The 14,110-nt window shown below is 68.9% G+C and carries 14 protein-coding genes; 9 read left to right on the top strand and 5 right to left on the bottom strand.

Annotation, left to right across the window (positions count from 1 at the left end; translation table 11 throughout):
* Nucleotides 1-194: 194 nt before the first annotated feature.
* Complete coding sequence (locus GKQ77_RS04945) at nt 195-728, bottom strand: hypothetical protein (protein ID WP_219687469.1); 534 nt, start codon at nt 726-728, stop codon at nt 195-197.
* 132 nt (nt 729-860) lie between these two features.
* Between GKQ77_RS04945 and GKQ77_RS04940 the strand changes: the two genes are divergently transcribed.
* Nucleotides 861-1,643 (top strand): DeoR/GlpR family DNA-binding transcription regulator, encoded by a 783-nt coding sequence (locus GKQ77_RS04940; protein WP_308117553.1) that lies wholly within the window; start codon nt 861-863, stop codon nt 1,641-1,643.
* Between the two features lie 3 nt (nt 1,644-1,646).
* A complete protein-coding gene (locus GKQ77_RS04935; protein ID WP_308117552.1) occupies nt 1,647-2,330 on the top strand; it encodes an HAD family hydrolase in 684 nt (227 codons plus the stop codon).
* A gap of 3 nt (nt 2,331-2,333) precedes the next feature.
* On the opposite strand, the gene GKQ77_RS04930 is transcribed toward GKQ77_RS04935, so the two are convergent.
* Nucleotides 2,334-2,942 (bottom strand): TetR/AcrR family transcriptional regulator, encoded by a 609-nt coding sequence (locus GKQ77_RS04930; RefSeq protein ID WP_219687468.1) that lies wholly within the window; start codon nt 2,940-2,942, stop codon nt 2,334-2,336.
* A 109-nt stretch (nt 2,943-3,051) separates the two neighbouring features.
* Here GKQ77_RS04930 and GKQ77_RS04925 point away from each other — a divergent pair, with 109 nt between their 5' ends.
* The 3 genes from GKQ77_RS04925 (at nt 3,052) to GKQ77_RS04915 (ending at nt 6,036) form a co-directional block, all read left to right on the top strand.
* On the top strand, nt 3,052-4,560 hold the full coding sequence (locus GKQ77_RS04925; protein WP_219687467.1) for a cytochrome P450: 1,509 nt from the start codon (nt 3,052-3,054) through the stop codon (nt 4,558-4,560).
* Between the two features lie 88 nt (nt 4,561-4,648).
* Nucleotides 4,649-4,948, top strand: a complete 300-nt coding sequence (locus GKQ77_RS33185) for a hypothetical protein (RefSeq protein WP_258020852.1) — start codon at nt 4,649-4,651, stop codon at nt 4,946-4,948.
* Nucleotides 4,945-6,036, top strand: coding sequence for a glutathione S-transferase family protein (locus tag GKQ77_RS04915; RefSeq protein WP_219687466.1), 1,092 nt, complete (start codon nt 4,945-4,947; stop codon nt 6,034-6,036). The genes GKQ77_RS33185 and GKQ77_RS04915 overlap by 4 nt, the downstream gene beginning before the upstream one ends.
* Nucleotides 6,037-6,211: 175 nt before the next feature.
* Here GKQ77_RS04915 and GKQ77_RS04910 read toward each other — a convergent pair whose 3' ends face one another.
* The 3 genes from GKQ77_RS04910 to GKQ77_RS04900 form a co-directional block, all read right to left on the bottom strand.
* Entirely contained in the window at nt 6,212-6,442 is a 231-nt protein-coding gene (locus GKQ77_RS04910; protein ID WP_219687465.1) for a hypothetical protein, read from the bottom strand.
* Between the two features lie 295 nt (nt 6,443-6,737).
* Nucleotides 6,738-7,565, bottom strand: coding sequence for an isocitrate lyase/phosphoenolpyruvate mutase family protein (locus GKQ77_RS04905; RefSeq protein ID WP_308117551.1), 828 nt, complete (start codon nt 7,563-7,565; stop codon nt 6,738-6,740).
* 95 nt (nt 7,566-7,660) lie between these two features.
* Nucleotides 7,661-8,929 carry an MFS transporter gene (locus GKQ77_RS04900; protein WP_219687464.1) on the bottom strand — a complete coding sequence of 423 codons (1,269 nt, stop codon included), beginning with the start codon at nt 8,927-8,929 and terminating at the stop codon, nt 7,661-7,663.
* A 683-nt stretch (nt 8,930-9,612) separates the two neighbouring features.
* Here GKQ77_RS04900 and GKQ77_RS04895 point away from each other — a divergent pair.
* The 4 genes from GKQ77_RS04895 to GKQ77_RS04880 all read left to right on the top strand — a co-directional run bounded on the left by GKQ77_RS04895 (nt 9,613) and on the right by GKQ77_RS04880 (nt 14,064).
* On the top strand, nt 9,613-10,569 hold the full coding sequence (locus tag GKQ77_RS04895; RefSeq protein ID WP_308117550.1) for a hydroxyacid dehydrogenase: 957 nt from the start codon (nt 9,613-9,615) through the stop codon (nt 10,567-10,569).
* 96 nt (nt 10,570-10,665) lie between these two features.
* Complete coding sequence (argC, locus tag GKQ77_RS04890) at nt 10,666-11,736, top strand: N-acetyl-gamma-glutamyl-phosphate reductase (RefSeq protein ID WP_308117549.1); 1,071 nt, start codon at nt 10,666-10,668, stop codon at nt 11,734-11,736.
* A gap of 2 nt (nt 11,737-11,738) precedes the next feature.
* Entirely contained in the window at nt 11,739-12,956 is a 1,218-nt protein-coding gene (pgk, locus tag GKQ77_RS04885) for a phosphoglycerate kinase (RefSeq protein WP_219687461.1), read from the top strand.
* Entirely contained in the window at nt 12,946-14,064 is a 1,119-nt protein-coding gene (locus GKQ77_RS04880) for an iron-containing alcohol dehydrogenase (protein ID WP_219687460.1), read from the top strand. The genes pgk and GKQ77_RS04880 overlap by 11 nt, the downstream gene beginning before the upstream one ends.
* Nucleotides 14,065-14,110: the final 46 nt, after the last annotated feature.

Here is a 14,110-nt window from a genome sequence, read left to right as displayed (position 1 = left end):
GTCTCGGTCACGTCTTGCAGGACGCGAGGGGGCGTGGTCCACCTGATCGGCGGTGGGCACGTGTCTTTCCGGAGTCCATAAGGAGGTTGCTACCCGTACGGGGACAGGGCGATACGCCGCCAGGCGTGATTCGGGTGCGGTAACGATTCCGCACGGCGTTTCGCCCTGTGCCTACGCGCCATTTCGCCCTGCGCCTACTCGCCGTGGATGTCCGCGGCGCACGACTCCGCGAGGGCGGCGATCTTGCGGCCTATCGCGTTCTGCAGCGCCTCGACGGACTCCCGCGCAGCGGTGGACGGGACGGTGGACGGGGCTTCGTCGATCCAGTCGTCGATTTTCAGGAGGACGGCGGTCACGGCCGCCATCAGCTCGTATCCGTCCAAGCTGATGTGCCGGGGGGCTTCGAGTTCGACGCGGGCGTACGCCTCCCTCACCTCCTGGATGGCCTGCCGGAGTTCGGCGGCGGAGGGGAGGGAGGGCGCCTCGTTCCAGCGCAGGCCGCGGGTGGTCGCCGTCGCCATGTCGTACGCCGCGCGCACTTGGGCGAGGTAGGCGGCATACGTCTCACGCCGGACCTGGCGCAACCATTGCTCGTGCGCCCCCGCCACCTGACGGTCCGCCTGGTAGCGGGCGCCGCGGAACGCGACGAGCGCCGCGCCCCAGGCTCCGCCCGCGCCGATGACGCTGCCGCCGAGTGCGCCGATGAGACCTGCGAGTGCCGCGTCCACGCCGAGGATTCTCGCGCTCCGGGGCGGTCGGCGTCGTGCGCCTGCGCCTGCCCGGCGGGGAGCTACCTGTATCGAACATGACTTACGTTCGAAAGCTTGCTTAACGAACACCGTCAGTGTTCAAATGGCTTTGTGCCTTCCCCCCTGAGCAGAGACAGCGCGAGCAGAGACCGCCTGCGGCAGATCACCGACGCCGTGCGCGAGGCAGGCCGGATCGGTGTCGCGGAGCTCGCCGGGCTCACCGGTGCTTCCGAGATGACCATCCGGCGGGATCTGGAGGCCCTGGCCGACCAGGGCGTCCTTGAGCGCTACCGCGGCGGCGCGCGGAGCCTGCTACTGCGGGGCGAGGAGCCCCCGTTCGCGCTGCGGGAGCAGGAAGGCCTGGACGCCAAGAGACGTATCGCCGCCGAGGTCGCCGGGCTGATCGCCGACGGGGAGTCCGTCGTCGTGGACAGCGGCACGACCTGTCTGGAGGTCGCCCGCGCTCTCGCACAGCGCCGGCTCACCGTGATGCCGCTCTCCCTGCACGCGGTGAACGCGCTGGCCGGTGCGCCCCAGGTGACGCTGCTCGTGCCGGGCGGGCAGCCGCGCCCCGGCGAGCTGGCGCTGACCGGTCAGCTGACGACGGCCTCGCTGGCCGCCCTGCGCTTCGACACCGCCGTCATCGGATGCTGCGGGCTGACCGCGGCGGACGGTCTGACCGCCTACGACCTGGACGACGCCGCCGTCAAGCGCGCCGCGATCGCCTCGGCCCGCCGCGTCATCGCCGTGGCGGGCGCCGCCAAACTCTCCCGTACCGCCCTGGCCTTCGTCACGCCCGCCGCCGCACTGCACGCCGTCGTCACCGACGACGACGCGCCCGGCGAGGAGACCGACGCGCTGGCCGCGGCGGGTGTGACCGTACGAAAGGTATGACCTGTGAGTGAACTCGTGAGCGATCCTGTGCATGATCCCGCGCGCGACATCCTGCTCTTCGACATGTTCGGTGTCATCGCGCGTCACCAGTCCGAGGACGGAAAGGCGCGTCTGGCCGCCATCGCCGACGTTCCCGAGTCGCGGTTCTGGGAGGCGTATTGGGGGCTGCGTCAGCCGTACGACCGTGGGGACACAGCCGGTTTTGCGTACTGGCGGGGCGTGGCCGACGCGCTCGGCACGGACTTCGGGCCGCACCGGATCGCGCGGCTCATCGAGGCGGACATCGCCAGCTGGAGCGCCGTCGACGACACGATGGTCGCTCTGATCGAGGAACTGGCCGCGGCGGCCACGCCGGTCGCGCTGCTCTCCAACATCCCCGAGGAGCTGGCCGTCCACTACGAGGGGCACCACCCCTGGCTCAAGCACTTCCGGGTGCGCGGGTTCTCCTGCCGCATCGGCCACGCCAAGCCCGAGCCGGGCGCCTACCGCTGGTGCCTGGACGCCCTGGGCGCCGAGCCGGGGCGGGTGCTCTTCGTCGACGATCGCGAGGACAACATCCGTGCCGCCGAGGCGAGCGGCATCCGCGGCCACCTCTTCACCACCCCCGCCCGACTGCGGGAGGCACTGTGCCTCAGCACGGGGCGGCTCAGTACGGGGCAGCTCAGCGCGGGACGCCTCAAGCCGTGACGCTCAGCGCGTGATCGCGCCCAGCAGCGCCCTGGCGCACAGATCCCGCACCTGGGCGCGCGTCAGCTCCGGTTCCGCCAGCCACTCCAGGCAGACGGCGACCATGAAGGCGAGCCAGCCCCTCACCGCGAGGCGCAGCGCGGGCGGGTCCCGGACGAGGTCCGCCGCGTCCGGGTCCGCCGCCAGGGCCGCGAGGATCTGCCGCTCCTGGGCGGCGAGACCCCGCCCGTAGACCTCGCGGACCAGCGGGTCGCCCGCCGCCTCCGCCCGGTGGAAGGCGCGGAAACCCTGCGCGTGGCTCTCCACATAGCCGAGGAACGCGTCGAGCCCGGCGCTGATCTGCTCCCGCACCGGGAGGCCGGGAACGGCCGCCGTCAGGCGCAGCATGCGCTCGCTCTCGCGCTGCACGACGGCGGCGAAGAAGTCCCGTTTGGTGGGGAAGTAGTGGTACAGGAGCCCGCGTGAGACGCCCGCGATCTCCGCGACCCGCTCGATCCACACGTCGTCGTACGGCTTCTGTGCGAACAGTCGCGCCCCGACCGAAAGCAGCTGCTCACGCCGCTCCTCGGTGCTCATTCTGCGGCGCGTGCGCTCCGGTGGGTTCGCGGCCATGCGGGCACCTTACTTGACGTGAATTCAACAGCGGGCCCAGACTGGGAACTCTTATTGAACCCACGTATAACAGGCCCCAATGGGCCCGCCGCGCAAGGGAGATGGGCACATGGCGCAGACGACGCGGTCCGCGGCGGGGCAGCCGGAGTCGGCGGGGCCGACGGATCCGGTGGGGCCGCCGGAGCCGCCGCTCAAGGGCTTCCGGAGCGCGGAGCTGGGCTGGCCCGAGCTGCATCGGATACCGCACCCGCCGCGCCGCCTGCCGTTCCTCGGCGACGTCCTCGGCGCCGACGTGCGGACGCCGCTGCAGGACTCGATGCGGATGGGGCGCAGGCTGGGGCCGATCTTCCGGCGCAAGGCGTTCGGCAAGGAGTTCGTCTTCGTGTGGGGCGCCGGGCTCGCCGCCGATCTGGCGGACGAGACGCGCTTCGCCAAGCACGTGGGGCTCGGGGTGGCCAACCTCCGTCCGGTCGCGGGCGACGGGCTCTTCACGGCGTACAACCACGAGCCCAACTGGCAGCTGGCGCACGACATACTCGCCCCCGGCTTCAGCCGCGAGGCGATGGCGGGCTACCACCCCCTGATGCTGGACGTGGCGCGCCGGCTGACCGCGCGCTGGGACGAGTGGGAGGCGGCGGGCCGGGCGGTGGACGTGCCGGGCGACATGACGAAGCTGACGCTGGAGACGATCGCCCGCACGGGTTTCGGCCATGACTTCGGCTCCTTCGAGCGGTCGGCGCCGCATCCCTTCGTGCGGGCCATGGTCGGCACGCTCTCCTTCGCCCAGCGGCGCAATGTCGTTCCGCCGCTGCTGACGCCGGTGCTGCTGCGCGGTGCCGGCCGGCGCAACGACGCCGACATGGCGTACCTCGACCGCACGGTCGACGCGGTGGTCGCCGCGCGCCGCGCCGCGCCCGGTTCGGGGGGCCAGGGGGATCTGCTCGACCGCATGCTGGAGGTGGCTCACCCCGGGACCGGGGAGCGGCTGTCTCCGGAGAACATCCGCCGACAGGTCATCACCTTCCTGGTCGCCGGGCACGAGACGACGTCCGGAGCGCTCTCCTTCGCGCTGCACTACTTGTCGCGCTCCCCGGAAGTGCTCTCCCGCGCGCGGGCCGAGGTCGACGAGTTGTGGGGCGCCGAAGGAGAGCCCGCGTACGAGCAGGTGGCCAAAGCGCGCTATCTGCGCCGGGTGCTCGACGAGTCGCTGCGGCTGTGGCCGACCGCTCCCGCGTTCGCACGGGAGGCCCGCGAGGACACCGTGCTGGGGGGCGTGCACCCGATGCGCCGGGGCGCGTGGGCACTGGTCCTCGCGACGATGCTGCACCGCGATCCGGCCGCGTGGGGCGAGCGGCCCGACGAGTTCGACCCCGACCGGTTCGCCCCTTCGGCGGTACGGGCCAGGCCCGCCCATGTCTTCAAGCCGTTCGGCACGGGTGCGCGGGCCTGTATCGGACGTCAGTTCGCGCTGCATGAGGCGACGTTGGTGCTCGGCCTGCTGCTGCGCCGCTACGACCTGCACGCGGAGCCCGGCTACCGGCTGCGCGTCGCCGAGCGTCTGACCCTCATGCCGGACGGCCTCACTTTGCGGCTCACGCGCCGCTCACCGGCCGCGTAGGAACGCGATTGTCAGACCCTTGCGCCAGAGTGGAGGTGGCATCGTCGCGATGCCGCCCACGCCATCCAGCGCAGAGGAGTCGCTCGACATGACCGGCACGACGTCCGAGGAACTGCTCGCCGCGCAGGCCTGCTTGCGCCTGCTGCACACCGCGCGCGCCGCGCTGTCCGACGGCTCCGAGGTCCCTCCCGCCGCCGCGGCCACGCTGCTGGCGGGGCCGATCGCGGAGGCCGACGCCGCGCTGCGCCGCGCCGGGCTCGCGGGCAACGAGGCGGTGCTCATCGAGCGGATCTACGATCTCGCGCCGCCCCCACCCTCCTCGGAGCAGGCCGGGCACCCCGGCGCCGGAGTCGCGCACTCCTGTGCGCGGGAGGGGAGCCAGTCATGAGCGCGGCGGAGAGCGAGCCCGCGGAGAATAGCCCGGGTGAGGGCGGCCGGACTGAGAGCGACCCGACAGAGAGCGGTCCGGCTGAAGGCAACGCCTCGTACGGACACAAGGAGTTCAAGCGCTCCAAGAGCCATTTCGCGGACCGGGTGACCGCCGACGGCCGCGACGGCTGGCCCGTCGAGGCGGGGCGCTACCGCCTGGTGGTGAGCCGCGCCTGCCCCTGGGCGGGCCGCTCGCTGGTCTCCCGGCGCCTGCTCGGCCTGGAGGGCGCCCTGTCCCTGGGGATCACCGACCCGATCCAGGACGACCGGAGCTGGCGGTTCACGCTGGATCCCGGCGACCGCGACCCGGTCCTCGGCATCCGCTTCCTGAGTGAGGCCTACGAGGAGCGCGAGAGCGGCTATCCGGGCGGCGTCAGCGTGCCCGCGCTCGTGGACGTGCCGAGCGGCAAGCTGGTCACGAACGACTTCCAGCAGATCACCCTGGACTTCGCCACGCAGTGGACGGCGCTGCACCGCGAGGGGGCGCCCGACCTGTATCCGCAGCGGCTGCGCGACGAGATCGACTCGGTGATGGAGGCCATCTTTCGCGACGTCAACAACGGCGTGTACCGCGCGGGTTTCGCCCCCGACCAGAGTGCGTACGACGCGGCGTGCCGCGATGTGTTCCGCCGCCTGGAGTGGGCCTCCGAGCGTCTCGCGAGCCGCCGCTATCTCGTCGGGGAGACGATCACGGAAGCGGACATCCGGCTCTTCAGCACGCTGGTGCGGTTCGACGCGGTGTACCACGGCCACTTCAAGTGCAACCGCCGGAAGCTGGCCGAGGACCCGGTGCTGTGGGCGTACGCCAGGGATCTCTTCCAGACGCCGGGTTTCGGGGACACCATCGACTTCGACCACATCAAGCGGCATTACTACCAGGTGCACTCGGGCATCAACCCGACCGGCATCGTGCCGCTCGGTCCCGACCTCGGCGGGTGGCTGACGCCGCATCACCGCGAGGAGCTGGGCGGCCGGCCGTTCGGCGACGGCACTCCACCGGGTCCCGTGCCGGCCGGGGAGGAGGTGCCGACGTCCGGGCGGCCTTGACCGGGGCGGCCGGGCGGTTCAGACCGGGGCGCCGGGCGGCCCAGGCCGACGCTTCCCGGCGGCCCTGACCGGGCACGTCCCGGTGCCCCTGACCGGCGCGTCCCGGCGGCCCTGACCGGCGCGTCCGCCACAGCTCACCCAGCGGCGAGGCCGGTGCGGGCCCCGACCGGGAACGTCAGCGCGGTCGCCACGTGAACTTGTCGCCGCCCACCCAGCGCACGGCGTCGGGGTCGTCGAGGTCGTGCACGGTGATGCCCGCCATCACGGCCGCGTCCAGGACGTCCGTGACCGTCTTCGCCTTGCCGACGACCTCGCCGTCGATCTCCACGATACGAAAGGGCGGGCTGCCGGGCTGGACCCGGAGGACCGTGATCCGGGGGTGCGTCACGTACGGGTACTCGCTCATGCCTGGAACTCTTCCACGGTGAGCCGAAGTACCGCCTCACCTGTCGGCCGCTCGGGCTACTCCCCAGCTCCCGCTGTCCCTGGGCCCCAGGCTCCCCGGCCCCGGCACTCCGGCGCTCCCGCCGCTACTCCCCCGACCGACCGCCGCGCCGCCGATCCGGCCGACGCGAGCGCGCTTTCGCGATCCGCGCCGCGCCGGCCGAGCACCACGCGCGTACTCAACCCGCCCAGGAGCGCGCGGACTTCACCGGCACGGGCCGGTGAGGGCCGCCTCGCTCGGGTGGTCAGAGCCGGGCTCAGACGGTCTCCAGGGCCTGCCAATCCTTGAGCTTCTGGAGACCGAACACTTCCTTGACGGGAGCGATGCTCTCCTCGAGAGCAGTGGTGTCGCCGTGACGCCGGATGGATTCGAAGGTCTTGCGCAGGGAGGAGACCGTCGCCCGCAGGCCCTGGTTGGCGTAGATGACGACGGACGCGCCGGCCTTGGCGATGTCGTCGATGTGCCAGTTCGGGTAGGTGGTGGGGACAATGACCACCGGGCGGCAGCCGTCCCAGCGGTTGAGGAACTCCTCGACCTCGTCCTTCTCCTTGGACTTGGAGTGGATGAGGACGGCATCCGCGCCTGCCTCGGCGTACGCGTACGCGCGCTCGAGTGCGACATCGACGCTCAGACCGTTGATGAGGGCTTCAGTACGCGCCACCACAAAGAATTCGTCGGTGCGCTGCGCCTTCTTGGCCGCGCGGATCTTGCCGCAGAACTCTTCGGTGCTCAGGAGGGTCTGGTCGCCGCCCGCGAAGCTGTTCAGCTTCGGGAACAGCTTGTCCTCCATGCATACGGCCGTGATGCCGGCGGCCTCGTACTCGTGGACCATGTGCACGACGTTGAGATTGTTGCCATAGCCCGTGTCGCAGTCGGCGATGACCGGAATGCCGAGCGCCTTCTGCATATTGGCGGCGGCCTCCAGGTACTCGGTCATCGTGAGCACACTGGCATCGGGCAGGCAACGGGCAGCGGACACCTCGAGGCTGGACGACCACACGGCATCGAAGCCCGCCTGCTCGGCCAGGATGCCGCCGAGCGCGTCGTGGGCTCCGGCCACACGAACGATCTCTCCCTTGGCCACGACCGACCGGAAGGAGGGGGACTGGGGGCGCTGCATAACTGAAACTCCGATTCTTTCGGTGAAGCAGAAAATAGCGGGTGATTAAATGGTCCCGCTCAGCGAGAGGGAGTCGGCTGCGCGACCGCTCGGAACGCGTGCCGCTCGGCCATTTCTGCGAGCGGTCCGATCAGGGTGGAAAGTGCGAGGAAAATCGCCATGAGGACGAGCCATCCACACCAGGCGAGAGGCACAATCAGTGCAGTGAGCAGAGCCGGTCCTGCGAATTCTCGGACACCTCGCCCCAGAGCATATACACCCTGATATTCGCCCTGCTTGCCGGCGGGTGGAAGTTTGAACGAAATGGTCCAGCTGCCGGCCGACTGGAATATCTCGCCGAAAACAAGAATTACAGTGCCCACAAGCAGAAAGCAAATCGCGGTTACTTCTGAACTCGACTGACTGAGCGCGTATACGGGGCAGGCGATCGCCATGAACCATGCGCCGCGCCGCATCTGATTGGCACCCTCGACCAGCGTGCCCGGCCCTCGACTCAAGGGGACTTGCAGGAGTATCACCAAGACAGTGTCGAGAGCAATGACAACGGAATTCACGCCTGCCGGGACATGGGCATGAGTCACAATCCACAAGGGGACGCCCACCGTGAATATCGTGTAGTGGAGTTCCAGGATTCCGTTGACGGCCGTCAAGACGAGGAATGGCACGTTCGACAGAGCCCCCCGCATCCCCTTTCTCGGGGGTGAGGTGCGGGGCGCGGCAGCAGGGACTCGCAACGACAAGACGATGTAGACGCAGCACGCCTGGGCCAGCGCGTTGAGCAGAAGAACCGCATAAAACGCCCGCGAGGTGCCCACCGTCAGCGCGATGGACGCCACTGCGGCCCCCAGCATGTAGCCGAGGTTGAAGAAGCTCCTCACCTGGGCCCGGACGCGGACCGCGCCCTCTTCGCGGAAGAGCTGGTACATCAGCGTGGCACGCAGCGGGCTTCCCGTGGTCTCGCAGACCGAGATGAGGGATGCGGCGGCCACGAAGGCCGGAAAGCTGCGCACGAATCCGTAGCTGATGAAGAGCGGGACGAGTGCGGAGTATCCGAGAGCCAGGAGGCTTCGCGGACTGAAACGATCGGCCAACCGGCCCGCCGGAACTGTGGCCAGGAATCCGACTCCGCCGGCCACCGCCAGACCGAGACCCACTTGTGTGGGTGACAGCCCCGCGTACCGACTGAAGAAAATCACGCTCGACGACAGGAATACTCCGCTACCCGCCGACTGGACGGCTGTCAGGAGACAGAGCCTGCGCGCGGCACCGGCGTCAGGCAGGAGCCCTCGCAATTGCCGTATGAGCCTCTTGGCATGTCTTTGTTGCATGAAGAACCGAACCCGTCATCGCGTTGAGGCAGCCGGGGCCGCGGGGTGCGCGCATGCGGTGAGCGCTCAAGTGGCGATGGAATCTGTTGACTTGTGGTCGTTGGCATTCAGGACATTCGCCCGTCACCCGAAAGATGTCAAGTGCATGAACGGCAAGCCGACGGCGGGTGAACCTGCGCAGGGGGCTGCAAGATGTCCCTTTTTCGCCACCGGTCCCTACTTGGGATGTGAGCGGCGCCTCACGGCAAGTCAAGATCAACTTGCCCGTCAGCAATGATCAAGTAAAAGCATGGGTGATTGAGCGTAAGCCATTGGTCAACTCCGCTTTGTTCAGGGCGAGTTGCCGTGCCTCGCATGCGTGTGTGGCAAAGGCAACAATTCGTTGACAGCCCTTTCGGTGGGGTGCTTGCTTTGTGTCCGGCAGGTCCCCCGGCGGGGCGACGGCACAGTGTCTGCTGAACGCCACTGGCCGACGAGCGCAAGGTGCGCCGAACGGCGCCGGGCGTGAGGCCTGCCCCGGATCGGATCTCCGCCTGCCGCCCAGGCGCGGAGGAACGATCCGTGTCTTCCGAGTCGCGAGACGGGGCCTGCCGCAGCGGGTGCGAGCGCCGGGTCACCGTTCGAAGGTCGTTCTCTTCGGCCACCGTGAAAAGAATCAGGACATGACTTTCAAGCCTCCGACGGTGCAACGTCACACACTCCCACGGGTTCTCGTCGTCGATCCCCTCGCTTCCGACGCCCTCGAAGCGCTGCGGCGCGTCTACGACGTGACCGTCCAGATGCAGCCTGCCGAGGATGAACTGGCCGTACTGCTGCGCCAGACCGATGCCATCGTGCTGCGCAGTGGCGTGAAGCTGCCCGGCCATCTGATCGCCGACGCACCTGATCTGAAGGTGATCGCGCGTGCCGGCAATGGGACGGACAACATCGACCTGGCGGCCGCACGGTCGGCGGGGGTGCAGGTCTTCAACGTTCCCGGCGTTTCCTCGCCGGCGGTCGCCGAACTGGCTCTCGGTCTCGCCTTCTCGGTGGCCCGTCACATCGCGGCGGCCGACCGGCAGGTCCGCGCGAACGTATGGCGCAAGGCCGATCTGGTCGGCAGCGAGCTGTGCGGCAAGACCATGGGTGTGGTCGGGCTGGGAAGCATCGGCTCCAGGGTCGCCGAACTCGCCCGGGGAATCGGCATGTCCGTCATCGCGTCGGCGCGGCGGCGCGATGACGAGCGGCGCGAGGCGTGCCGCCGGTCAGGGATCGACCTGCGGTCGACCGAGGAGGTCCTGGCCCAGGCGGACGTCGTGGTCCTCGCGTGCCCGCTCAATGACCACACCCGTGGCCTCATCGACGCCGACGCGCTTCGACTGATGAAGTCCACCGCCTTCTTGGTGAACGTGGCCCGTGGCGGTGTCGTCGACGAGGATGCCCTTCGCGTGGCTCTGCTTGAAGGGGTCATCGCCGGCGCGGCCCTTGACGTACACGCGGCGGAGCGTGCTCCCAGCGGCCTGGCAGGGCTCGACAACGTCGTCCTCACCCCGCATATCGGCGCGATGACCCGGGACTCCCAGGAACGCATCGGCCAACTGCTCCTCGAAGGAATCCGGTTGGCGCTGTCCGGGCGGGACGCCCCCACCCGAGTCTGCTGATCGGCGTCGATCTCCCTGCTGCCCCCCTTCATTTCCTTTCGCAACCATTTGTCGAGGACTACGTACGTGAACCACCAGACGCTCAACGTCGCCGTCGTGGGCGGAACCGGCTACTCCGGCGGGGAGCTCTGCCGCCTCCTGCTCAACCACCCTCACGTCGGTTCGATCTGGCCCACCGCCCGGGGAGACGAGGAGTTCGAGCGGATCCATGCGAACCTGCGCGGCAGCAGCCTGAGCTTCGTCACCCTTGAGGATGTCCAGGCGCGCGTGGACGAACTCGACGTGGTCTTCTTCTGCACTCCTTCCGGGCAGGCCATGCGCCAGGCCGGCTGGTTCCTCGAACGCGATGTCAAGGTCGTCGACGTCAGTGCCGACTTCCGTTTCGCCGACCCCGCGACGTATCAGCGCGTATACGGCACCGCTCACGCCGCGCCCGAACTGCTGGCCGAAGCGGCCTACGGCGTGACCGAACTCAACCGTGAAGCCATCGCGAAAAGCAGGCTCGTGGCCAACCCGGGCTGCTACGTCATCACCGCCATCTTGGGACTCACTCCTCTTCTGCGAGCCGGATGGGCGGATTTGAACAGCCCCCTTCACCTCAGTGCCGTCAACGGCACCACCGGCGCCGGAAACAAGCCCAAGCGCCCCATCATGCACGCCGAGGCCCTCAACTCCATGCTTCCCTACAGCATGGAGGGCCACCGCCACGGCCCCGAACTGGAAACCCACCTCGCTGTGGCGGCCGGGCGTGATCTGGTCGTCGACTTCAACACCGCCCACGGCAACTTCGCCCGTGGCATCCACCTCCAGGCGAATCTGGCGGTCAATCCCGACCTGGCGGCGACCATGTCGCGCGAGAGGCTCCTGGGATGCCTGACCGAGTTCTACGGCGCCGGTGCGGAAGGGGAGTTCTTCGTTCGCGTCAACGACCTCGCCAAGAGCGGTGGTCTCAACGCCAAGGACTACGACGTCTACCCGGGCGTGGCCTCCGTCACGGGCTCCAACTTCTGCCACATCGGCGCCGATTACGACGAGCGGCGCGGCATTATCAAGATCCTTTCCGTCACCGACAACCTGGTGAAGGGGGCGGCGGGATCGGCCATCCAGAACATGAACGTCATGCTCGGTCTTGAGGAGACGCTGGCTCTTCGGACGTACGGACTGTGACCATGTCAGTGAGCACGACCATCCACTCCGTCGGCCTCCTGCGAGAGCAGCCCATTCACCCCGGACAGCGCTGGGTGTACTCGGCCGGCTTCAACGTCGCCTCCGGCATGACCGACACGTCCCGCATCGACTGCGAACTCGACGACCTGCGCTACCTCGCCGACCGAGGCGCGCGCGTGGCCATCCTCTCCCACCAGGGAAGTCACCGCGACGGCACGGCCGTGCATTTGTCAGGGACCGCCGAGTACCTGGGCAAGCGGCTCGGCCGCCCGGTCACCTACATCCCCGAGAACGCCTCGGACGACGCAGTCACCGCTGCACGCTCACTCGCCGACGGGCAGGTCGCCCTCTTCGGAAACACCCGCCTGCACAGCGGTGAAGAAGACAACGACCCTGTCCTGGCGGCCCAGTTCGCAAGGCTCGGCGACTACGCGGCGATCGGCGGATTCTCCAAGGCCCACCGACGCCACGCCTCGAACGTGGGAATCCTCCGTCATCTGCCCGGCTGGGCCGCGAGCAGTCTCATCGATGAGACCCGCAGACTCGAACCCTGGGCGGGGAGGTCCCCCAAGACGCCGTCGATCGCGGCGGTCGGCGGGGTGAAGAGCGAGAAGAGCGTCGTCGGCCTTCCATGCTTCGCCCGCGATTACGACATCGTCGTCCCCGGCGGCATCGTCCTCAACCATGTGCTGCACCACCTGGGATACGCCATCGGCAGCTCGCCCCTGGGCAACGATGTCGAGCGCCGGGCCGCGGCCACCAAGGCCGCCCTGGCGAATCCCCGAGCCCGTATCCATGTCCCACGACGCGTCGTGATCGCCCGGGCCGACCGCCACGGATGGCACGAAGCCCACACAGTTTCCGTCAGCGAGGGGGTGCCGACCGGCTTCTCCATCGTCGACTTCCATCTCCACCCCTGGCTCATCCAGGAACTGAGGAGAGTGGCCGCGTGCGGGGGCCGGCTCATCATCGCGGGCACCCCCAGCCTCCACACCCACGGGTTCACCCAAGCGTCCTCCGCGCTCCTGGACGCCGCGCGCACACCCACGGTCAACGCCATGTTGTTGGGCGGTGACACCGTAGCTGAGCTGCCGTTCGACGGCGCCACGTCGACCGGGGGCGGCTCGGCTCTGTGCTACCTCGACCAGGCGGACGTCGTCGTCCTCGACGCGCTCAGGCGCAACAACGGGTTGACCATGAGGAGCCGTCGTGCACTTTGATTTCCACATTCCCACCCGCATCCGTTTCGGTCGTGGCCGCCTGGACGAATTGGGTTCGGTCGTCGCCGAGTTCGCTGACAGCGCCTTGCTGATGACCGGACGGCACGCAATGAAGGCTGCTGGATTTCAGGAACGTGCGCTTGCCAGTCTCCGGGCCGCCGGCGTACGGGGCGTCGTCTTCGACCAGATCTCGGCGAACCCCCGGTCGGACGAGGTGGATCGCGCGCTGGAGCTGGCGCGCGGTCTCAAGGTCGGCGCCGTCGTCGGCATGGGCGGAGGGAGTGTGCTCGACTCCGCCAAGGCGACGGCCGCAGCCATCCACCTCGGTCCGGTCGGCCCGCTGGTCGGCACCACTCTGGCAGCCGACACCCCCACACTGCCGATGATCGCGGTGCCCACCACCGCCGGGAGCGGCGCGGAGGTCACCAAAGGCGCGATCCTCACCGACACCGCGCGCGGGTTCAAGTCCGGTATCCGCGGCGACGCCATCTTCCCCCGTGCCGCGCTCGTGGATCCCGCTCTCACCAATGGGCTTCCCCGCCATGTGGCCCTCGAGTCGGGCTTCGACGCACTGGCCCACGCGATAGAGGGCGCAGTCGCCCGACGCTCCACAGCCCTCAACAAGAACCTCTCCCGCCAGGCTGTCGACCTGCTCTCCGTGCGTCTGCGCGAGGTCGCCGACGGACGTGCCGACGCCGAGTCCTGGGACGCCTTGAGCCTGGCCGCGTTGTTGGGTGGAATCAACGTGGCCACGGCGAGCACCTGCCTTCCCCACCGCTTGCAGCAGGCGATGGGTCGCGGTGCCCGCAACGAACCCTCACACGGTCTGGGCCTCGCCATCCTCTACCCCGCCTGGCTCCGCGCCGCCTACCCCTACGCTCCGACCGCCTTCGACGACCTGGCCGCGGTCCTGGGAGACGAGAGCATCCACCAGGGCGTCGGACGCCTCCTGAAGGACACCGGTCTCGACATCACCCTGACGGCCGCCGGATACGCGGCGGACGACATCGCGGGCTTCCTCGCGAACCTGAGCGGAAATGTCGACAACGATCCCATCACGGACATACCCAGGGAACTGATCGACGAGATCTACCGCAACTCCCTGTGAGGCTCCGCCCGCCTACTCCCTTTCGATTCCCTTTCGATCAAACTCA

It is taken from the genome of Streptomyces anatolicus (assembly GCF_019400875.1).
Taxonomy (GTDB): Bacteria; Actinomycetota; Actinomycetes; order Streptomycetales; family Streptomycetaceae; genus Streptomyces; species Streptomyces anatolicus.
This window is presented reverse-complemented; position numbering and strand designations above follow the sequence as displayed.

What these genes read in the sequence shown, in the direction of transcription:
- GKQ77_RS04930 (WP_219687468.1), bottom strand. Translation starts at nt 2,942, where the DNA reads ATGGCCGCGAACCCACCGGAGCGCACGCGCCGCAGAATGAGCACCGAG.
- GKQ77_RS04925 (WP_219687467.1), top strand. Translation starts at nt 3,052, where the DNA reads ATGGCGCAGACGACGCGGTCCGCGGCGGGGCAGCCGGAGTCGGCGGGG.
- GKQ77_RS33185 (WP_258020852.1), top strand. Translation starts at nt 4,649, where the DNA reads ATGACCGGCACGACGTCCGAGGAACTGCTCGCCGCGCAGGCCTGCTTG.
- GKQ77_RS04915 (WP_219687466.1), top strand. Translation starts at nt 4,945, where the DNA reads ATGAGCGCGGCGGAGAGCGAGCCCGCGGAGAATAGCCCGGGTGAGGGC.
- GKQ77_RS04910 (WP_219687465.1), bottom strand. Translation starts at nt 6,442, where the DNA reads ATGAGCGAGTACCCGTACGTGACGCACCCCCGGATCACGGTCCTCCGG.
- GKQ77_RS04900 (WP_219687464.1), bottom strand. Translation starts at nt 8,929, where the DNA reads ATGCAACAAAGACATGCCAAGAGGCTCATACGGCAATTGCGAGGGCTC.
- pgk (WP_219687461.1), top strand. Translation starts at nt 11,739, where the DNA reads ATGTCAGTGAGCACGACCATCCACTCCGTCGGCCTCCTGCGAGAGCAG.